The 20580-nt window shown below is 66.0% G+C and carries 20 protein-coding genes; 10 read left to right on the top strand and 10 right to left on the bottom strand.

What is annotated here, in order from left to right; translation table 11 throughout:
• Positions 1–240 precede the first annotated feature (240 nt).
• The 3 genes from RH857_RS06990 (at position 241) to RH857_RS06980 (ending at position 2614) form a co-directional block, all read left to right on the top strand.
• On the top strand, positions 241–744 hold the full coding sequence (locus tag RH857_RS06990; RefSeq protein WP_310537255.1) for a hypothetical protein: 504 nt from the start codon (positions 241–243) through the stop codon (positions 742–744).
• 2 nt (positions 745–746) lie between these two features.
• The gene (locus RH857_RS06985) at positions 747–998 is read left to right on the top strand and encodes an LAVTG motif-containing sortase-dependent surface protein (protein WP_310537254.1); all 252 of its coding nucleotides are present in this window, start codon (positions 747–749) and stop codon (positions 996–998) included.
• Between the two features lie 248 nt (positions 999–1246).
• Complete coding sequence (locus RH857_RS06980; protein WP_310537253.1) at positions 1247–2614, top strand: LPXTG cell wall anchor domain-containing protein; 1368 nt, start codon at positions 1247–1249, stop codon at positions 2612–2614.
• A gap of 227 nt (positions 2615–2841) precedes the next feature.
• Here RH857_RS06980 and RH857_RS06975 read toward each other — a convergent pair whose 3' ends face one another.
• Both RH857_RS06975 and guaB read right to left on the bottom strand, forming a co-directional pair.
• Positions 2842–3978 (bottom strand): GuaB3 family IMP dehydrogenase-related protein, encoded by a 1137-nt coding sequence (locus RH857_RS06975; protein ID WP_310537252.1) that lies wholly within the window; start codon positions 3976–3978, stop codon positions 2842–2844.
• Positions 3979–3997: 19 nt separating this feature from the next.
• Positions 3998–5518 carry an IMP dehydrogenase gene (guaB, locus tag RH857_RS06970; RefSeq protein WP_310537251.1) on the bottom strand — a complete coding sequence of 507 codons (1521 nt, stop codon included), beginning with the start codon at positions 5516–5518 and terminating at the stop codon, positions 3998–4000.
• 195 nt (positions 5519–5713) lie between these two features.
• Here guaB and RH857_RS06965 point away from each other — a divergent pair, with 195 nt between their 5' ends.
• The 5 genes from RH857_RS06965 (at position 5714) to RH857_RS06945 (ending at position 11386) form a co-directional block, all read left to right on the top strand.
• Complete coding sequence (locus tag RH857_RS06965; protein WP_310537250.1) at positions 5714–6925, top strand: sulfurtransferase; 1212 nt, start codon at positions 5714–5716, stop codon at positions 6923–6925.
• A gap of 138 nt (positions 6926–7063) precedes the next feature.
• Positions 7064–8314, top strand: coding sequence for a YeeE/YedE family protein (locus tag RH857_RS06960; RefSeq protein ID WP_310537249.1), 1251 nt, complete (start codon positions 7064–7066; stop codon positions 8312–8314).
• A gap of 174 nt (positions 8315–8488) precedes the next feature.
• Positions 8489–8785: a co-chaperone GroES gene (groES, locus tag RH857_RS06955; RefSeq protein ID WP_310537248.1), complete on the top strand. Its 297-nt coding sequence runs from the start codon at positions 8489–8491 to the stop codon at positions 8783–8785.
• Between the two features lie 37 nt (positions 8786–8822).
• The gene (gene groL / locus RH857_RS06950) at positions 8823–10424 is read left to right on the top strand and encodes a chaperonin GroEL (RefSeq protein ID WP_310537247.1); all 1602 of its coding nucleotides are present in this window, start codon (positions 8823–8825) and stop codon (positions 10422–10424) included.
• 107 nt (positions 10425–10531) lie between these two features.
• On the top strand, positions 10532–11386 hold the full coding sequence (locus RH857_RS06945) for a CPBP family intramembrane glutamic endopeptidase (RefSeq protein WP_374761132.1): 855 nt from the start codon (positions 10532–10534) through the stop codon (positions 11384–11386).
• A gap of 53 nt (positions 11387–11439) precedes the next feature.
• Here RH857_RS06945 and RH857_RS06940 read toward each other — a convergent pair whose 3' ends face one another.
• Together RH857_RS06940 and RH857_RS06935 are read right to left on the bottom strand one after the other, a co-directional pair.
• Complete coding sequence (locus tag RH857_RS06940) at positions 11440–12036, bottom strand: arsenate reductase/protein-tyrosine-phosphatase family protein (RefSeq protein WP_310537246.1); 597 nt, start codon at positions 12034–12036, stop codon at positions 11440–11442.
• Between the two features lie 5 nt (positions 12037–12041).
• Positions 12042–12581, bottom strand: a complete 540-nt coding sequence (locus RH857_RS06935) for a GNAT family N-acetyltransferase (protein ID WP_310537245.1) — start codon at positions 12579–12581, stop codon at positions 12042–12044.
• Positions 12582–12632: 51 nt separating this feature from the next.
• Here RH857_RS06935 and RH857_RS06930 point away from each other — a divergent pair, with 51 nt between their 5' ends.
• A complete protein-coding gene (locus tag RH857_RS06930; protein ID WP_310537244.1) occupies positions 12633–13559 on the top strand; it encodes an ATP-grasp domain-containing protein in 927 nt (308 codons plus the stop codon).
• Between the two features lie 41 nt (positions 13560–13600).
• On the opposite strand, the gene RH857_RS06925 is transcribed toward RH857_RS06930, so the two are convergent.
• From RH857_RS06925 to RH857_RS06905, 5 genes are all read right to left on the bottom strand, one after another.
• Positions 13601–14491: a DNA-methyltransferase gene (locus RH857_RS06925; protein WP_310537243.1), complete on the bottom strand. Its 891-nt coding sequence runs from the start codon at positions 14489–14491 to the stop codon at positions 13601–13603.
• Entirely contained in the window at positions 14463–16052 is a 1590-nt protein-coding gene (locus RH857_RS06920; RefSeq protein WP_310537242.1) for a DEAD/DEAH box helicase, read from the bottom strand. The genes RH857_RS06925 and RH857_RS06920 overlap by 29 nt, the downstream gene beginning before the upstream one ends.
• Before the next feature lie 8 nt (positions 16053–16060).
• A complete protein-coding gene (locus RH857_RS06915) occupies positions 16061–16297 on the bottom strand; it encodes a DUF3107 domain-containing protein (protein WP_310537241.1) in 237 nt (78 codons plus the stop codon).
• 82 nt (positions 16298–16379) lie between these two features.
• Positions 16380–17021, bottom strand: coding sequence for a TetR/AcrR family transcriptional regulator (locus RH857_RS06910; protein ID WP_310537240.1), 642 nt, complete (start codon positions 17019–17021; stop codon positions 16380–16382).
• Between the two features lie 43 nt (positions 17022–17064).
• Positions 17065–17925, bottom strand: coding sequence for a PHP domain-containing protein (locus RH857_RS06905; RefSeq protein WP_310537239.1), 861 nt, complete (start codon positions 17923–17925; stop codon positions 17065–17067).
• 39 nt (positions 17926–17964) lie between these two features.
• Here RH857_RS06905 and RH857_RS06900 point away from each other — a divergent pair, with 39 nt between their 5' ends.
• Complete coding sequence (locus RH857_RS06900) at positions 17965–19533, top strand: aminopeptidase P family protein (protein ID WP_310537238.1); 1569 nt, start codon at positions 17965–17967, stop codon at positions 19531–19533.
• Positions 19534–19660: 127 nt separating this feature from the next.
• Here the strand turns inward: RH857_RS06900 and RH857_RS06895 are convergent, their stop codons facing one another.
• Complete coding sequence (locus RH857_RS06895; protein ID WP_310537237.1) at positions 19661–20542, bottom strand: YflT domain-containing protein; 882 nt, start codon at positions 20540–20542, stop codon at positions 19661–19663.
• Between the last annotated feature and the right edge of the window lie 38 nt (positions 20543–20580).

The raw sequence follows: 20580 nt of genomic DNA, 5'->3' as shown, positions 1-20580 counted from the left end.
CGCCCCAGCACTGGGAAGCAGGCCTACTCAGCAACACATTTATGGCCTATAACCCTGGAAGCCTTTCCTCGTTAACAGCCGTCGCAACAGCGCAGTCCCTGAATCTCAGCCGCGCACCGGCCGCAGCCCCACCCTGTCGTTCATATTCCGGTCGCCGAACGCTCACCCAGGACTGTTTAGATCCTGCTCGCGTTCCTCTCACGCCGCATCGTACTGTTCGCACTCTCGCTGAGGACACCCATGACCGGACTGCCTGAACCCGCCGAGCCCAAAAATCGACGTGGTCTGACCCTGACCGCCGTCGGCATCACCGCTGCCCTGCTGGCCGGCATGCCTGCCGCCGCCGCCAACACCGTGGACACTCCGGAGGACATCGACTCCGCCGACACCTCCGAAGAGGAGGTGAATGACACCGCCGACGGCGTGGAAGATGGCGCGGCAGAGGGTGCCGAAGACCAGGCCGGGGAGAACTCGGCTTCGGAGGACACCGACGCAGAGAACACCGGCTCCGAGGACGAGTCCACCCAGGATGAAGAGATCCTGGAGGACGCTGAAGAGACGAGCGACGTCGTCGAACTTCAGATCCTCTCCACCAACGACTTCCACGGCCGTGTGGAGGCCAACGGCAACACTGCCGGCTCCGAGATCTTCGCCTGCACCGTGGATCACTTCCGCGCACAGAACCCCAACACCCTGCTGGTGGGCGCCGGCGACCATATCGGCGCCTCCACCTTCACACCCTGACGGTGACCGGTCAGTCCTCGGGCATCACCGGCGGAGCTCCGCTGACCGTGCTGGATCCGGCAGCTCATGCAGCGCCCTCCGCCGGCCCCAGCGACCCGGCAGCGGTACCTGGCGGTTCCACTTCCGACGGTGCCCCGTTGGCAAGCACGGGCGCCACTGCGGCGGGCATCGCCGCGCTGGCGATGGTGCTGATGCTTCTCGGCCTCGTGCTGGTGCACCAGCGGCGACGGCGCGCGCAGGAGCTCCTCGACTGAGCATGCGGCAGCACTGGCTGAGTGAGCCAGTCTGACAAGCGGGGTCCGGTACGCATGACAGCGTGCCGGACCCCGTCCGTATGTCCTGCTTTTCCATCGAGCAGAATCGTGACCAAATCTTTCTTTTTGCAAACCTTGCATTGCAAGCGCAAACTACTTTACGGTGGAAGCAGGTGCCGGCAGTAACCGCGCTAGCACCGGTGACAGCGCACCACCGCCAACACGGACCTCATGGAAGGAGCGGATCCATGCGCAGCATCACCGACCACCGCACCCCCGTCCCTCGCACTCTCACTGCCGCCATCATGGCTGCCGCCCTGGGAATGACAGCAGCCACCTCAGCCCATGCCACGGCAGGCACCGGCGCCTCCCCGGACTACGCCCCACCCACCGCTGACAACCTCAGCGAGGACACCTACTCCAACGTCCTGCCCTTCGGCGGGGACTTTGGCGATCAACTTCCGATCGGCACCCACGACTACAGCGTCTTCTTCGACTCCAGCTTGGCCGGACCCGACGACTACGATGTCTGGGTCCTGCAGCCCGAAGGTGACGACAGCATCCTCATCGGGGAGTTCAGCTTTGCCCCCTCCGATGGTGGAGAAGGTGAGGCCAACGCCATCGCCGCTGAGGATTTCACCCTCGGAACGCTCGCCGAAGAGGTGGATCAGCCCGGCGACTATGCGATTGCCATCACCGACGATGCCGGCGAGGTCATCGCATGGAGCCAGGCCACCACCCCGCCCCACATTGCCGGTGACTACCGGGAGGCGAGCTGGCCGATTCCAGCTGATGCCGCTCAGCAGCAGCCCGACGTCGGCACAGTGGATCGCGACACCCCCGTCACTGTCTCTGACCTCACCGAGGACGGCTACGGCGTAGTCAGCCGCACCGACAGCGATGATCTGACCCTGGTTCCCGGCGAGCTTTTCACTCTGCAAGCCGAGCACGAGCAGCTGGCCTCGGTTGCGAACGCCGCGTTCTGGCTCGTCTACCCGGAGCCGGCTGAGGTGGAGATTGAGGGCACCACCCAACGAGTAGAAGCTCTGCACCTGGGCAGCACCCCCACCTTCTACGAGCCGAGCGTCACTCTGGATGAGCCGGAGCTGGACCCGGACTACATCACCTACAGCGGCATCTATGCGGTGGCAGTGCTGGATGAGGAGACCGGTGAGATCATCGGCTGGTCACCTTTCGGCGTCGACGCTGACGGTCAGGGCATTCAGCCCGGCCAGCCCGGCGTGAACGAGAATGACACCAACACCGACCGCAGCATCTACCCGATCCCCGACTCCGTCCCGGTTCCCGGCGAGGAGGATCAGGAGGAGGGCGGCGCTGACCCGCAGCCTGAGGACGACGCCCAGGAGGGCTCCGAGGAGGAGACCCCCGCACCCGGCGATAACTCTCCCTCTCCCGCGGGCGAGGAACCTGCTGATGAGACAGCAGCACCGGATGCGGAGAACTCAGAGGCCGCCTCCGATACGGGACCGCTGGCTCTGACAGGACCCGCGGGCATCATCGGGCTCAGCGCGGCAGGCCTGCTGCTGCTGGGCGCAGGGAGCTACCTGATCTACCGCAGCCGCAACAAGACCGACGACGCCGGTCAGCAGCTATGAGAACCCGCCACTGAAGTAATTCTCCGCTGAGAAGCACACGTGGGGCCCGGAAGAGTCATCTTCCGGGCCCCACGTTCGTCGGTGTCGGCTCTGCTTCTGCCGCCGAAGTCATTGCTTATGCAGTTGGGGTCAGAGAATCGCTCGGCACACGCGATTTAGCCCTCTGCGGTGACTCGAACTGCCCAAGCAACGCGCGCTCAGTCCTATGGCGGCTTCACCGCAAGGTTTCAGACCCCAGTCGTCGGGGAGACGGTGGCGTCCACGCGCTGGAACGACTTCAGGTCCACGTAGCCGGTGGCGGCCATCGCGTGGCGCAGCCCGCCCATGAGGTTGGAGGTCCCGTCGGCGTGGTGGCCGGGACCCCAGAGGACCTCCTCCAGAGGTGCCACAGTTCCGACCCGGGTTCGGTGGCCGCGGGGGAAGTCCGGGTGCACAGCTTCCAGACCCCAGTGCCAGCCCCGGCCAGGGGCCTCTTCGGCCCGAGCCAGAGTGGAGCCGAGCATCACAGCGTCGGCGCCCATGGCCAGAGCCTTCACAATGTCCCCTGAGCTGCCGAGCCCTCCGTCGGCTATGACGTGCACATAGCGTCCGCCGGACTCGTCCAGGTAATCCCGACGCGCAGCGGCGATGTCAGAGATCGCGGTGGCCATCGGCACCCGGATCCCCAGTGCCCGGCGCGTGGTGGTGGCGGACCCGCCGCCGAAGCCCACCAGGACACCAGCCGCACCGGTGCGCATCAGGTGCAGCGCCGGGGTGTAACCGGCAGCCCCGCCGACGATGACCGGGACATCGAGCTCGTAGATGAACTCTTTGAGGTTCAGAGGGTCGCCCTGCTGCGTGACGTGCTCGGCCGAGACGGTGGTGCCGCGGATGACGAACATGTCGACGCCTGCGTCCACCACAGTGCGGTAGAACTCCTGGGTGCGCTGGGGAGTCAGCGAGCCGGAGACCACCACCCCGGCCTCCCGGATCTCCTCGAGGCGAGCGGTGATCAGCTCGGGCTTGATGGGCTCGGCGTACAACTCCTGCATACGCCGGGTGTTCTCCGGCGAAATCTCCTTGGCTTCGAGGGCGACAATCTCTTCGATCACCGGTTCCGGGTTCTCGTAGCGAGTCCACAGTCCCTCAAGGTTGAGCACGCCCAGTCCCCCCAGCTTGCCCAACGCGATCGCGGTGGCCGGGGACATCACCGAGTCCATGGGTGCACCGATCACCGGCATGGAGAAGGAGTAGGCATCGATCTGCCACTCCAGAGAGACGTCTTGGGGGGATCGGGTACGGCGGTTGGGGACGATGGCGACGTCGTCCAGCGCCCAGGCGCGGCGTCCGTTCTTCGCCAGGCCGATGGGGATCTCGTTGCTCACACTGTTCCTTTGGTAGTAGTCACTTGCCGCGGTAGTTGGGCGCCTCGACGGTCATCATCACATCATGGGGATGGGATTCCTTCAGACCGGCGGAGGTGATGCGCACAAACTGCCCTTTGGCCTTGAGCTCACTGATGGTGTGGGCGCCCACGTAGAACATGGTCTGACGCAGACCGCCGGTGAGCTGGTGCACCACGGCGGAGAGGGGACCACGGTAGGGGACCTGGCCCTCGATGCCCTCGGGAATGAGCTTCTCATCATCGGGCACGTCCGCCTGGAAGTAGCGGTCCTTGGAGTAGGAGGTGTTCTTACCGCGGGTCTGCATGGCGCCCAGGGAGCCCATGCCGCGGTAGGCCTTGAACTGCTTGCCGTTGTAGAACACCAGGTCACCCGGGGACTCCGCGGCTCCGGCCAGCAGGGAGCCCAGCATGACCGAGTCAGCACCGGCCACCAGGGCCTTGCCAATGTCGCCGGGATGCTGCAGGCCGCCGTCGGCAATCACGGGCACACCAGCCGGGATGGCGGCTTTGGCGGATTCGTAGATCGCAGTCACCTGGGGAACGCCCACACCGGCGACGACGCGGGTGGTGCAGATGGAGCCCGGGCCCACGCCCACCTTGATGGCATCGGCTCCGGCGTCCACCAGCGCCTGGGCGCCGGCACGCGTGGCCGCCTGGCCTCCGATGACGTCGACGCCGGCAGCACGGGGCTCGGCCTTGAGCTTGGCGATCATCTCCAGCACGCCGCGCGTATGGCCGTTGGCGGTGTCCACGACGAGCACATCGACCCCGGCCTCCACCAGCGCCATGGCCCGGTCGAAGCCTTCCCCGAAGAATCCCACCGCAGCACCCACGCGCAGGCGCCCGTCGGCATCCTTGGTGGCATGGGGGTATTTGTCGGCCTTGTCGAAGTCCTTGATGGTGATGAGACCGGTGAGCTTGCCGGCGTCGTCGACCAGGGGCAGCTTCTCCACGCGGTGCTCGCTGAACAGGCGCAGCACCTCATCGTTGGAGATACCCTCCTTCGCGGTGATCAGCGGCTGGCGGGTCATCTTGTCCGCGACCTTGGTCGTCGCGTACTCCTCGCCCGGGATGAAGCGAATGTCGCGGTTGGTGATGATGCCCAGCAGCGTGTTGGACTCGTCGACAACCGGCAGCCCGGAGATGCGGTAGTGGGCGCAGAGACGGTCCAGCTCTTCGATGCTGGCCTCCGGGGAGATGGTCACCGGGTCGGTGATCATTCCGGATTCGCTGCGCTTGACCTGGTCCACCTGCTTGGCCTGCTCCTCGATGGAGAGGTTGCGGTGGATGATGCCGATGCCGCCCAGCCGCGCCAGCGCCACGGCCATGGGAGCCTCGGTGACCGTGTCCATCGCCGCCGAGACCACGGGAGAGGCCAGCGTGATGTTCTTGGTCAGACGCGTGGTGGTGTCTGCCTCGGAGGGGATGACGTCCGTCTCCCCAGGCAGAAGCAGGACGTCGTCATAGGTCAGGCCGACGAAGGCGAAAGGGTCATGGCCTTCGGCATGGGTGTGGCTCACGGTCAGTGCCTCTCTGAGTGGATCGCAGCTGTTGCGGTAGACAGCACCAACAAGTCTACGGGCAGGGCCATTCCGGTTTCAGCCCGTAAACCGCATCACCCAATATGAACGAATATGAACTTATCTTCGCGTTCATGAAGATTTCTCGGCATAGTGGTGCCCAGCACCCGAATCACTCGAAAGGCAGGGCGCTCCATGAGCGAGAACAACACCACTGAGGGCACCGCCTCGGCGGAGAGCACCTCACAGAAGAAGTCCGGCTCGGGCAAGCTCGCCGTGGCCTTCGTGGCCGTGGCCGCACTGGCCGCCGTCGGCGGCGGCGTCGTCGCCAATTCCGTTGGCGGAGGCGATGGAGCCTCCGAGACCTCCGTCAGCGCCGGCGAGGGAGCCACCGCTGGTGAAACCGTCACCACGGTGGCCGACGTACAGGTCGCCGGCGAGAATCGCGGACTCGACGACGTGCACCAGGGTGGGGAAGAGAGCCGGGAGAACGTGCTGGTCACCACCGAGTGGCTGGCCGAGCGGCTGGACGAGGGCGACCTGCACGAGCAGGGCATCGTGCTGCTGGACGTCTCCGAGGAACTGGCCAGCTCTGAGCTGACCCCCTACTCCGAAGCGCACATCCCCCAGGCCCAGTACGTGAACTGGTCCACGGAGTTCACCCAGCCCAATACGCGCGAGTTCATCTCCCAGGAGGAGTTCACCGCGCTGGCGCAGGGCCTGGGCATCAACGATGACACCACCATCGTCATCTACGGCGACAACAACAACTGGTTCGCCGCCTACGCCGCATGGGTCTTCAAGCTCTACGGCGCCGAGGACGTGCGCCTGCTCGACGGCGGACTCAAGAAGTGGGAAGAGGTCGACGGCCGCGAGCTGGTCGAAGACGTCCCGAGCGCTCCAGAAGGCAGCTGGGAGGCCAAGCCGCAGAACCTGGACATCCGCGCTCTGCAGACCGAGGTCCTGCCCATCGCCGAGCAGAACGCCGAGGCCGACGGCGAGAATGTCGGCGAGCGCAACCTGGTCGACATCCGCTTCCAAGACGAGTACGACGGCGAAGTCGGCGTCAACGCCGAGATCTTCGAGGGCGAGGGCGCCTCCATCTGGGGTCACATCCCTGGCGCGGTGAACGTGCCCTGGGGCGAGATCGTCAACGAGGACGGCACCTTCAAGGAGGCCGACGAGATCCGTGCCATCTACGAGGAGGCCGGTGTGGACTTCTCCAAAGGCACGATCGCCTACTGCCGCATCGGTGAGCGCGCCTCCCACACCTGGTACGCACTGAGCCAGCTTCTGGGCGAAGACGTCAAGGTCTATGACGGCTCCTGGTCCGAGTGGGGCAACTCTGTGGGCGTTCCGGTGGCGAACAACACCGGCGAGCGCGGAGGCGTCTGGGGCGGCAGCTGACAGTGCGAGTCCCGCCGGCGCGTACACGCCGCGCTCGGCTCTCGGCCGCGTGCAGCGGCCGCGGCCATCACACCTAAAGTCGGAACCGGGCTCAGGAACGTCTGAGCCCGGTTCCGGTGCGTTCAAGAAGAGGAATCTATGACCGTTGAAGTCAAAGCCGACCGCCAGTTGGGCTGGACCCGTGCCGACACCGTGCGCACATCAATCGCCGTCGGCGTCGCCGCTCTCCTGCTGGGAACCGCGGCATATCTGGGCTGGACCCAGGGCGAGGGGCTGGGCGGCTCCAATGCCGCCTTCATGCTCCTCATCGGTGCCGGACTGGGCATTCTCTTCGAGCGTGGGCGCTACTGCTTCTTCTGTATCTTCCGCGACCTCTTCGAGAAGGGGAACTCCCGCGGGATGTACTCGATCCTGGTGTCCATCGCGGTGGGCATGATCGGCTATGCGGTGATCTTCTCCACCCGTGTCCCGAACCCCGACGGCGGCACCATCCCCTCCGACGCACACATCGCCCCGGTCTCGATTGCGCTGGTCGTTGCCGGACTGGCGTTCGGGCTGGGCATGGTGGTCTCAGGAGGCTGCATTGCCGGACACCTCTACCGGCTTCCCGAGGGACACCTGCGGTCCATTCCCGCATTGGCCGGGGTGGTGCTGGGATTCGGCGCCGGCTTCCTCTCCTGGGACTTCATGTACTCCGGATTCATCTCCGGGGCACCGGTGCCGTGGCTTCCCGCAGGCGGCGGTTACACCATGGCCATTGTGCTGCAGTTGGGCATCCTGATCGGGCTGGGCATCTGGTTGCTGCGGTGGAACCCTCCGGTGGCAGGTCGCGGGGACCGCGCGGTCGACGGCGAGGAGCTGCGCCGCGTCATCTTCTTCAAACGCTGGCCCGCCCTGGCCACCGGCGCCGGCGTCGGCCTGCTCGCAGTACTCGCCTACTACAAGGACCAGCCCCTGGGTGTGACGAGCCAGATCTCCTCCCTGACCCGCACCGGGATGACCGAGGCTGGGATGCTCTCGGGCTTCATGCCGGGCCTCGACGAACGGCTGGCCGGCTGCGTAGCGGTGGTGGTCCACACCATCACCACTAACGGCTGGCTCATCATCGGCATCGTGCTGGCCTCCTTCGCCGCGGCGCTGCCCGGCCGGCGCATCCGCGTCGAGCGCGCCACCGCCTGGAACTCCACCACAGCGCTGGTGGGCGGCATCCTTCTGGGCTGGGGCGCGATGATCGGCCTGGGCTGCACCATCGGTGTGCTGCTCTCAGGAACCCACGCCTTCGCGGCCTCGGGCTGGGTCTTCGGACTCGCCGTCGTCGTCGCTAGCGGAATCGCCTTCAAGCTCGGGCTCCACCGGAGGGCAAATCCTGGGGTGTTTCCCACGGTTTAGCACTCTTCTTGATCGAGTGCTAAACCGGTCATATAGTTTTCTTTAGCACTCGGCGTCACCGTGTGCTAAAGCCTGAAGGGGCACCATCCGGCACCCGCGACGACGGTTGGTCACTCCCAAGGCGAGCAACATTGCCAAGAGAAGATTCACCATCACGCAAAGGAGAGAGCTGACGTGTCAGTCTCCATCAAGCCCCTCGAGGATCGTATTGTTGTCCGCCCCCTGGAGGCCGAGCAGACCACCGCTTCCGGCCTGGTCATCCCGGACACCGCCAAGGAAAAGCCGCAGGAAGGCGAAGTTGTCGCCGTCGGACCGGGTCGCGTGAGCGACAACGGTGAGCGCCTGCCGGTTGACGTTGCCACTGGCGACGTCGTCATCTACTCCAAGTTCGGCGGCACCGAGGTCAAGGTCGGCGGCGAGGAGTACCTGGTGCTCAACGCTCGCGACGTCCTCGCCAAGGTCGAGAAGTAAACCACTTAATACTCGGCTTTAGAAGGAGCAACCATCTATGGCAAAGCAGCTTGAGTTCAACGATGCCGCCCGCAAGGCTCTTGAGGCCGGCATCGACAAGCTCGCCGACACAGTTAAGGTCACCCTCGGCCCCAAGGGCCGCAACGTGGTGCTCGACAAGTCCTGGGGCGCCCCCACCATCACCAACGACGGTGTGACCATCGCCCGCGAGATCGAGCTCGAGGACTCCTACGAGAACCTCGGCGCTCAGCTCGCCAAGGAGGTCGCCACCAAGACCAACGACGTCGCAGGTGACGGCACCACCACCGCCACCGTGCTCGCCCAGGCCCTGGTCAAGGAGGGTCTGCGCAACGTGGCCGCCGGTGCGGCTCCGGGTGAGATCAAGCGCGGCATCGAGACCGCCGTCGCCGCAGTCACCCGCCGTCTTCGCGAGAACGCCCGTGACGTGGAGGGTCAGCAGACCGCCAACGTCGCTGCCATCTCCGCCCAGAACGACGAGGTCGGCGAGCTGATCGCCCGCGCCTTCGACGCTGTGGGCACCGACGGCGTGATCACCATCGAGGAGGGTTCCACCACCTCCACCGAGCTGGAGATCACCGAGGGCATGCAGTTCGACAAGGGCTTCCTGTCCCCGCACTTCGTCACCGACGCAGAGCGCCAGGAGGCCGTGCTTGAGGATCCGCTGATCCTCATCCACCAGGGCAAGATCTCTAACATGGCAGAGTTCCTGCCCGTGCTGGAGAAGGTCCTGCAGGCCAAGAAGCCGCTGTTCATCATCGCCGAGGACGTCGAGGGCGAAGCTCTCTCCACCCTCGTGGTGAACAAGCTGCGCGGCACGCTGCAGGCCGTGGCCGTGAAGGCCCCGGGCTTCGGCGATCGCCGCAAGGCCATGCTGGAGGACATCGCCACCCTGACCGGTGCACAGGTTGTCACCCAGGATCTGGGCCTGAAGCTGGACCAGATCGGCCTGGACGAGCTGGGCACCGCCCGTCGCGTGACCGTGACCAAGGACGAGACCACCATCGTCGAGGGCGCCGGCTCCAAGGAGGACGTGGACGCTCGCGTGGCGCTCATCAAGTCCCAGGTCGAGGCCACCGACTCCGAGTGGGACCGCGAGAAGCTGCAGGAGCGCCTGGCCAAGCTGGCCGGCGGTGTGGGCGTCATCAAGGTCGGCGCCGCCACCGAGGTGGAGCTGAAGGAGCGCAAGCACCGCATCGAAGATGCTGTCTCCTCCACCCGTGCAGCTCTGGAGGAGGGCATCGTCGCCGGCGGCGGCACCGCCCTCATTAACGCCCTCTCCGTGCTGGAGGAGGACGCCGAGGTCAAGGCACTCTCCGGCGATGCCGCAGCTGCTGTGGGCATCGTCCAGCGCGCCCTGGTTCAGCCGCTGCGCTGGATCGCTCAGAACGCCGGCGAGGACGGCTACGTGATCGCCTCCAAGGTCGCTGAGCTGGAGCCCAACCATGGCTTCAACGCCAAGACCGGCGAGTACGGCGACCTGATCGCCGCTGGTGTGATCGACCCGGTGAAGGTGACCCGCTCTGCTCTGCAGAACGCGGCCTCCATCGCCGCTCTGGTCCTGACCACCGAGACCCTCGTGGTCGAGAAGAAGGACGAGGAGGACGGCCACGATCACTGATCGCTGACCTCCCTCACGACCTGAGGCCCTGTTCCCGCTCCTGCGGGGGCAGGGTCTCAGTCGTTCTGATCCCCACGCGCATCGCAGGGACACCCAATAATGGGAGGGTGACACACACTCCCGACGACGCCACCCCGCCGAGCTCACGACTCTCGTCGAGTCGCCAGACGTCAGATCCTGGGGGCCTCTCCCCCGCCTCCACAGTCCGCTCGCGACGGTTCTACGGCTGGGAACTAGGCATAGTGCTGGCCTTGTCACTCGGGCAATCAGCCGTCTACGCGGCACTGCGTCTGTGGGAACGCGCCGTGGAGACTCCTATCGCCGATCAGGTAGCCCGGGTCCAGACCTCTCGCGCTCGCAGCGAGGGCTTCGACTTCCTCTTCCAGCTGCTCGACTCGCTCTTCGCTCTGGTACCGGTGGCGCTGGTGCTCTACTTGTTCATCCTGCACACCGGCGGCAATCCCTTTCGGCGCTGGGGGCTGGACTTCCGCCGTCCTGGGCGCGACTGGGCACTGGCCGCAGGCCTGTTCGTGCTCATCGGCGCGGGCACGCTGGTGATCTACTTCCTCGGTCGCAGCCTGGGAGTCACCGCACAGATCGTGCCAGCGGAGGTCACACAGTACTGGTGGAGCTCTCCCATGCTTCTGCTGGCCGCCGTGCGGCACTCGTTGCTGGAAGAGGTCATCATGATCGCCTACCTCTTCGACCGAGCCCGCCGCATCTGGCCGGGGGTAAGCATCTGGCTCATCATCCTCGGCTCCGCGGTGTTGCGCGGGGCCTACCACCTGTACCAGGGGTTCGGCCCCGGAATCGGGAACCTTGCGATGGGCGTGATCTTCGGCTGGCTCTACACCCGGTACGGGCGCGTGATGCCGCTAGTCATCGCACATTTCCTGCTCGACGCCGTGGCGTTCCTGGCCTTCCCCCTGGTTCTGCGGACCTTCGGGCTGGAGAGCCTGTGAGGTAGCTCCGCGGACCGGGCCACCCCGCCACGCTCGCCACCACGCCTCAAGGCCTAGCTGCGCAGACCCAGGACCCGGCCCAGTGCCTCAATCGGTTCGCGGATCTGGCGGAATGACTCGTCAAAGACGTCGTCAGGCAGCATATAGGGGTCGACGACGTCGTCCTCCTCCCCTGCCTCGGCGGAGTCCGTGCGGCGCTCGCTGACCAGCTCCGTGAGCGCCTTCAGCTTCTCGGACGTGTCCCCCTGCGGAAGGCTCTTGGGTTCAAGCTCCTCCAGGATGCGACCGAACTCGCGGAGGGTAAAGATCTTCGGCTCCGCCTCGGGAACCTCGGCGAGCATGTCGTTGACGTGCACACGCGTTGCCGCGAGCACCAGGTCGGACTCGATGATCATGGTCGGTGTCACCTGCTCGGCGACGAAGTCCTCAACCTCTGCCCCGTAGTCAGCGATGCGGTCTTTCATCTGCTTCTGCATATCCTCGCCGTCGTGCGCGTAGGTGCCGGCGGAGATCACGGTGATACCGTCCTCCCCGCGCAGCAGATGCGCCAGCAGCCGCTCCATCGCGGGTGAGCGGCAGATGTTGCCGGTGCAGACGGCGAGAATTGTGTACTGCTCCGCTGCTTGAGCGTCGTGGGAGTTCGGGCTCATGGGTATCAGACCTTTCGCAGGAAGAAGGGGAAGCTCATGGTCTTCCCTGGGAGCTGCAGATGGAAGTCGCGCGCCGGATCCGTCACAAACCCTTCGGAGCGGTAGAGCGCGTGGGCCGAGGTCATGGAACGGAGACTGCAGATGGCGATTCCGCTGATGTCCTCCCGGGCCTCGGCGATGGAGATGATGTGGCGCACCAGCATACGCGCGATGCCTTTGCCCTGGTGCTCCGGTGCCACTGCGAGCATGCGGAACTCCATTTCCCCGGGGCGTGCCACTTCCGCTAGGGCGGCACCGTACTCGGTCAGCGTGGCGCTTGCCGCTACGGAGCCGTCCGGCAGCACGGCAACGAGCACGGTGGTCAGCTCGGCTCGAGCGGCCGTGTCCGCGAGCTCAAGCATGTAGGGGTCCGACGCCGGCAGGTGACCGCCTTGGACGTAGGCGGCCGCGGTCAGCTGACCAATGCGTTCGTACTCCTCCGGCCGGGCAGTACGGATGTTCACGTGGGCGGGGACGGTCGGCGCTGCCTGCTGCTGGGTGCTCACCCACAGCATCTTCCCATATCAGCCCGGGGCATCGAGTACGTGGAGTGGCTGTTGCCCGGAGCAGTGCTTGACCTCGCGTCAGCGCCGCCAGAGGGCGTCTTCTTCGCGCGTCTCTCGGCCTCCTCGCACACCCGCACCGATCCCCACGTGAAGGAGTACGGGCGGGCGGTGCTGGCCTGGCTGGAGGCCGCGGGTCGCACAGTGGTCAACGGGGCCGGGGTCTATGAGCTGGAGGTCAGCAAGATCCGGCAGCACAGGGCACTGGCCCAGCACGGGTTCACGGCACCTCGCACCACCGCCGTCTTCGGGCACGAGTCTCTGACGCAGGCGGCTCGGGCTTTCACTCCACCGTTCATCACCAAGCACAACCAGGGCGGCAAGGGGCTGGGGGTCAGGCGCTTCGAGTCCCATGCAGAGCTGGAGTCCGTAGCTGCTAAGTTCGCTCCGGGCGGGGAGAACGAGCCCGTTGACGGCATCACCCTGATCCAGAACTACGTCCAGCCCGCTGAGCCCTTCATTACCCGCGCAGAGTTCATCGGCGGTCGCTTCCACTACGCCGTGAAGGTCGACGTCTCCGGTGGCTCCTTCGAACTCTGCCCCGCCGTGGTCTGTGAGATTCCGCAGCCCGGACTGGCAGGCTCCGCATGCTCCGTACCGGACGCCAGCGACCAGAGCAACGACGACCGCTCCGCCGCGTTGCCCGCTGCCGAGCAGTTCAGTCGCCGCACTGACATCACTGCGGAGACTCCGCTGATCCGTCAGCTGGAGGCGTTCCTGGCCGAATATCGCATCGAGATCGCCGGCGTCGAGTTCATCGAAACCGTCACCGGGGAGCAGGTCGTCTACGACATCAACACCAACACCAATTACAACCCCGCGGTAGAGACCGCCGAAGCCGCGGCCGGTCGCGTGCCGGCTGCTCGACGTCTGGCCCAGCATCTGAAGCATGTGCTGGAGAGAGACCACGCCGTGCGCTGAGCCGGCTGACCTGGACCTCCGATCAGCGTGCAGCGGGCCGCTCAGGCGGAGGCGTAGCGCACCTCGGCATGAGTTCCCAGGCGCTGGGCCATGACCTCCATCGCATGGGCTGACGAGTCTATGCAGACGAAGCGGCGCCCCGTCTCGGCCGCCGCAGCCCCAAGCGTCCCCGAACCCGCGAAGAAGTCCAGCACCCAGTCACCCTCCTGAGAGGAGGCCTGGATCATGCGGCGCACCAGCCCCACCGGCTTCTGGGTCGGGTAGCCGGTCTTTTCCTTGCCCGTGGGTGAGACGATGGTGTGCCACCAGACATCCGTCGGCAGCTTGCCGCGCGCGGCTTTCTCCGGCGTCACCAGGGAAGGCGCCATATAGGGCTCGCGATCCACAGCCTCTGAGTTGAAGTAGTAGCGGCTGGGGTGTTTGACGTAGACGAGAATGTTCTGGTGCTTAGTGGGCCAGCGCTTTTTGGTGCGCGCCCCGTAGTCGTAGGACCAGATGATCTCGTTGAGGAAGTTCTCCCGGCCAAAGACGGCGTCGCACATCACCTTCGCGTAGTGCACCTCGCGGTAGTCCAGGTGCAGGTAAAGCGTGCCGGTGGGTGTCAGCAACCGCCACGCCTCTGCCAGCCGAGGCTGCAGGAACTCCCAGTAGTCGGTGAAGTCGTCGTCGTAGTGACTCAGCAGCTGCCGGACGGTGTCATAGCTGCGTCCGGCGAAGCCGAGCCGCTCCCCCAGCCCGTCATCACGACGCGTGGAGGTGAACTTCACCGACTGCTGGGCGCGGCCGGTGTTGAACGGCGGATCCAGGTAGATGACCTGGAAAGTCCCCTCCGGAAGGGCACTGATGAGCTCCAGGTTCTCGCCCTGGAGCACCAGGTTAGGCCCTTCCGGGGAGAACGGCGTCTCAGGAGTCGGATCCGCCGGTGTTCTCACCGGTGGAGACCTTCTTGCGACGACGACGCCGGCGCTTGGCGGCACCGTTCCCTTCGCCCTGCGGGGCGTTGGTGCCGTTGGAGGACGCACGAGGGGCTTCCCCAGAGTCCTCGGAGCGTCGGCGGCTGCGTCCGCGTCCTCCGGACTCTTGACGCCCACCGCGGCCGGAGGAGCGGCGAGAGTCGCCGCGGCCGCTGCGGCCACCATTCTCCCGCTTCTTCTCTCCCGGACCGCCGAGGTCCTCGAGCACCTCGTCATCCAGCCCGGCCTTGGAACGCTTGTGACGCGGCAGGCGTCCCTTTGTTCCGGCGGGGATGTTGAGGTCTTCGAACAGGTGCGGGCTGGAGGAGTAGGTCTCCACCGGCTCCGGGATGTTCAACCCCAGGGCTTTGTTGATGAGGCTCCAACGAGGCATGTCCTCCCAGTCCACGAAGGTCACAGCAGTGCCCTTCTTGCCCGCACGGCCCGTGCGGCCGATGCGGTGCTGGTAGGTGGCTTCATCCTCGGGGCAGGTGAGGTTGATGACGTGGGTGACGTCGGTGACGTCAATGCCTCGGGCGGCCACATCGGTGGCCACCAGGACGTCGACCTTGTCATTGCGGAACGCACGCAGGGCCTGTTCGCGCGCACCCTGACCGAGGTCTCCGTGGATGGCACCGGCAGCGAAGCCTCGTGAGACCAGCTCCGCAGAGAGCTTGTCCGCCTGACGCTTGGTGCGGGTAAAGATGATGGTGCGTCCGCGCCCCTCCGCCTGGAGGATGCGGGCGATCATCTCGTCCTTATCCAGGGAGTGCGCCCGGTAGACGACCTGGCGGATGTCCTTCTTCGTCACGCCTTCGTCCAGGGGGTCCGCCGCAGAGATATGCGTGGGCTTGGTCATGTACCGACGGGCCATGGCGATGACCGGACCGGGCATGGTCGCGGAGAAGAGCATGGTCTGGCGCACTGCGGGCACGGCGGCCAGCAGAGTCTCCACGTCGGGCAGGAAGCCCAGGTCCAGCATCTCGTCGGCCTCGTCGAGGACCACAATGCGGATGTTCTTCAGATTCAGATGCTTCTGTCGGTGCAGATCGATCAGGCGGCCTGGGGTGCCCACCACGATCTCCACGCCGCGCTGCAGCTCCTCGATCTGGGGCTCGTAGGCACGGCCACCGTAGATGGTGGCGATGCGGGCGCCGAGCTTGGCGCCGGCGGTCTTCAGATCCTGCGCCACCTGCACAGCCAGTTCGCGCGTGGGAGCCACAATGAGGGCCTGGGGCGCGCCCGGGGCAGGGAGGGAGGCGTGGGCCTCGTCGTCAACAGTGATGACCCGCTGCAGAGCGGGGATGCCGAAGCCGAGGGTTTTGCCGGTGCCGGTCTTGGCCTGGCCGATGATGTCGTGACCGCTCAACGCGATCGGCAGAGTCTCAGCCTGGATGGGGAAGGGTGTAGTGATGCCCTTCTCGGCGAGCGCCTCGACGATCTCGCTGCGGACGGCGAAGTCGGCAAAGGTCAGAGACGGCGTCTCTGCGGCGGGCTGCTCGCCCTCGGAAGTCGGGACCTCGGGGGATAGTTCAGTCATACGTTCTTTCAGTCAGCGACCGCGGCGGCGAATCCCACAGTCTTTTTGGTGTCGGTGCCGATCTCCACGTAGCCGATGGAGCTCACCGGAACCACGATCTTCTTTTCGCGCTTGTCGGTGAGGGTCAGCAGGGGCTTGGAGCTCTCAACGGCTTCGGCGACGGCCTGCTCGATCTCCTCGGGCTTAGCGTCCGTGTCGATAACGATCTCGCGGGCGACGTTCTGGACTCCGATGCGTACTTCCATGCCACTCCTTGGATTCGACAGTGCCGGCCTTTGTGCGGCAGGCACCGCAAGATTCAGGTATTCCTTCTCCCGAGTGTAGCCGCTACTCCCCGGCTAGCTGCTCGGATTCCTTGGGGAAGCCGGAGATTCCTCTCCAGGCCAAACGCGCCGTCAGGTTCGAGGACACATCCAGCGCGGGCCGCTCGGAGAGCCGGCTCCAGTGCCTGGCTGCTGAGGTTGCCATGCCGATGAGTCCGTGCCCGAGCATGGTGGCTTCAGCCATCGGCTGTCCGGTGTCATCGGCGATCACCTCCGCGATTGCCCCTGCCATTGCATCATGGAAGCGATCCAGGCGGTCAGCGACCTCTTCGTCGTTGTCCATACCGGAGGTGAAGATCAGTCGGTAGGCCTCGTCCTCGCGGGCAATGAACTCGTAGAACGCGGTGATGGTGGCCTGGACGCGTTCCTTGTTCTCGGTACTGCACGCCAGGGCTGCGGTCAGCTCGGACTGCAGGTGCCGCAGGTGGCTTTCCAGCAGGTCCAGGAACAGCTCGTGCTTGCCCGGAAAGTGCTGGTAGAGGACGGGCTTGGAGACCTGCGCCACCTCGGCGATGTCGTCCATCGAGGCGGCGTGATAGCCCTTGGCCACGAAGATTTTCAGGGCGCAGTCCAACAGCTGGGTGCGCCGCTGCTCGCGCGGAAGCCTTTTGGCCCGCACACCTGCAGGGACGTCGATGTCGGTCATACGTGCTGAGTCTAATTCAGCCTTGCTCTCTTGCGCCTTCTTTTCAGGCGGCGCGGAACTCTCCATAGGCAGGGCTTCCGGTGGCCCGCTCCAGAATGTGGGCGACCGTCGCCGCGTCGGTGGTGTTCTCACCGATGGGGTTGGGCTTGCCGTCTCCGTGGTAGTCGGAGGAGCCAGTGGTGAGGAGATCGTGGCGGCGGGCCAGGTCCAGCAGAAGCTCGCGGCCCTGGTCGGGGTTGTCCCGGTGCCAGACCTCGACGCCGGCCAGCCCTGCTTCAATCATCTCCTCCAACTGGTCCACGCTGACGGTCCGTCCCCGGGATGAAGCCATTCCGTGGGCCAGCACAGGGATGCCGCCGGCCTCCAGGACGAGCCGGATAGCCGCCGTCGGACTGATGTTGTCCTGGGGAACGTAGTACCGGGAGCGGGAGTGGAGGTACTTCTGGAACGCCTCGCTCCGGGTGCCCACAACCCCTGCGGCCACCAGCGCGTCCGCCAGATGTGGCCGGCCGATGGTCGCGTCTGGTCCCACGTGCTCGACCACAGAGTCCCAGGTGATGGGGAAATCCTCAGCCAGCAGCGCGCAGATGCGCTTGGCCCGCTCCACTCGGCCCTCGCGGGCCTCGGCGATGGCCGCGACCAGACCTGCGTGCTCGGGGTCATGAAGGTAGCTGAGCATATGCACGCTGATGCCGTTGGAAGTCTTAGTGGTGATCTCCATGCCGGGCAGCAGTAGCAGGCCGTGCTGCTGGGCCGCCGCAATCGCCTCGTCCCAGCCGGCGGTGGTGTCGTGGTCGGTCAGCGCAATGCCCTCCAGTCCCGCGCGGGCTGCTGCGGCCACCACATCGGCCGGAGGCTGGGTGCCGTCAGAGACCAGGGAGTGGGTGTGAAGGTCAAAGCTCATAAACATAGCCTATGTGAGGGTCATGACAAGATATCTGGCATGAGCGACTCGCAGACTTCTCAGGACCAGTCCGGCACCCCTGCCCAGGGCGGGGAACAGGATCTCGGTGATCGGGTGAACAACCGCTCCCACCGCCCCACCTCCCAGGCCTTCAAGACCTTCATGGCCTCACACTGGGCCCCCGCGGAGGAGGTCAGGCACTCCCGCGAGGAGGTTGCGGACTACGCGGCGCGGCGTCGTCGTGCGGTCTCGGAGGCCTTCGCAGGCGAGCGCCTGGTGATCCCGGCCGGCCCGCTCAAGGTCCGCTCCAATGACACGGACTACCGATTCCGTCCGCATTCTGCCTTCGCCCACCTGTCGGGGCTGGGCGTGGACCACGAACCCGATGCCGTCCTGGTGATGGAGCCCGTGGAGGAGGGCGAGGGAGATGACGGCGGCCATCACGAGGCCACCTTGTACTTCAAGCCCATGGCCGGGCGGGACAGCGAGGAGTTTTATGCGGATGCACGTCACGGCGAGTTCTGGATCGGGCCGCGCCCTGGCCTCCAGGAGTTCCAGCAGCGCCTGGGCCTGCGCACGCAGCACCTGAATGAGCTGGAGATTGCGGTCACCAAGAACGCCGGTGCCGTGGAGCTCGGCGGCACGCGCATTCGTCTGCTGCGCGAGGTGGACCTGAACGTGGACGCGCTGGTGGACACCTCCCGCATCAACACGGGCGTGGACCTGGAGGTCTCCGACCGGTTCGATGCGGAGCTCAGTGAGGTGCTCTCCGAGCTGCGGCTGGTCAAGGATGACTGGGAGATTGAGCAGATGCGCCACTCTGTGGCCGCCACCGCGCGCGGCTTCGAGGATGTGGTGCGCGCCCTGCCCTCCGCCGTCGGCCATCAGCGCGGTGAGCGCATTGTCGAGGGTGCCTTCTTCGCCCGCGCCCGTCTGGAGGGCAATGACCTGGGTTATGACACCATCGCCGCCTCGGGCAACAACGCCACCGTGCTGCACTGGATCCGGAACACTGGAGCGATCGATCCGGACGAACTGCTTCTGCTGGACGCCGGCGTGGAGGCTGATTCGCTGTACACGGCGGACATCACCCGCACGATTCCGGTCAGCGGTGAGTTCAGCCCGGTGCAGCGCCGGGTCTACGAGGCGGTGCTCGCCGCCGCAGACGCCGCCTTCGCCGTGGTCGCACCCGGCGTCCGGTTCCGCCAGATCCATGAGGCCGCCGTGGCGGTGCTTGCCGAGCACCTGAAGGACTGGGGACTGCTGCCAGTCTCCCTGGAGGAGGCGCTCTCCGAGGAGGGCCAGCACCACCGCCGCTGGATGCCCCACGGCACCAGCCACCACCTGGGCCTGGACGTCCATGACTGCGCTCAGGCCAAGCGCGAGCTCTACCTCGACGGAGTGCTGGAGCCGGGCATGGTCTTCACCATTGAACCGGGCCTGTACTTCAAGAAGGAGGACCTCGCGGTGCCCGAGGAATACCGCGGGATCGGCGTGCGGATTGAGGACGACGTGCTGGTCACCTCAGAGGGCGCCGAGAACCTCTCTGCAAGCCTGCCGCGCACGGCAGACGACGTCGAGGCCTGGATCCGCAAGCTCCAGGGCTGAAGGACGCGGCGCACCTGCGGCTGAAGCCCCGGTGCGCTTCTCAGCGCCCGGCAGCGTTTCATAGAAGGCGCCGCACGCCGCCTACATGAAACATTGCCGGGCTCGCAACGCACGGCCCGCAGTTGTTTCACCGCGCCTCGTTGGGGCGGTCAGCGTCCTCGCCGGAGGAGTCCTCAGCAGCAGGCTGCGTCTCATCAGCCGCCTGCGCATCATCTGCGGCCTCGGACGCACCCTGACCTGGGGTGAGGCTGGCGCTCGCGGTTCCTTGCCCGGCGGTCTTGGCTTCGGCGTCCTCGCGGGGGACGGACTCGGCCTGCGGCTCTTCAGGACGAGGCTCCTCCCGGCGCACTCCGAACCGCGGCCGCCCATCGGGAAGATCGTCGTATCCGCGTGGTGCCGAGGGCGCCCCCGCGCCGCCCGCTGCTCCTTGCCCGCCGGAGGAGACGTCGTCGTGCGCACTCCGGGAGGCGCCCGCAGATGGTCCGCCGCCCAGGGAGACGGACCGCCCGGTCGGGTCGTTCCAGGCGTTGAGGCTGGTCACACCGGCTTCCGCCACCAGCTTGCGAGCACGTCCGGCCACGGAGAAGTCGCACACCACGTCATAGGTGGTGGCCACCATCTGGGTGGAGGAAGAGAAGTCGCGTTTGCCGCGGCGGATCGCGTAGGAGATGACGCCGATGATCATCCAGATCGCCATGCCCAGCAGCACCGACATCAGCAGGTTCGCCAGCGGCGCCTCGGGCGCGAAGAGGAACAGCAGCAGACCGATGAAGAAGCCGAACATCGCACCCTGCGCCGCGCCGGCCCCCGCAACGCGCGGATAGGAGAGCCGCGAGCGGATGTACTCCACGGAGCGCAGATCGTTGCCGACGATGCTGATGGTCTTGATGTTGAAACCCTCAGCCTGGGCCAGGTGGTCCACCACCTTCTGCGCCTCGTCGTAGGTGCGGTAGCGTCCCAGCAGCTCACCGCGAGGAAGACCGCCGGAGTTCATCGTCTGGACTGTCATACACCCCATTCTTGCACTGCGGCCTCGCCGTAGACTGT

Origin of the sequence: Nesterenkonia flava (assembly GCF_031432335.1) — a bacterium.
Taxonomy (GTDB): Bacteria; Actinomycetota; Actinomycetes; order Actinomycetales; family Micrococcaceae; genus Nesterenkonia; species Nesterenkonia flava.
Note: the sequence above shows the minus strand (reverse complement) of the source record. Positions and strands in the feature narration are given on the sequence as shown.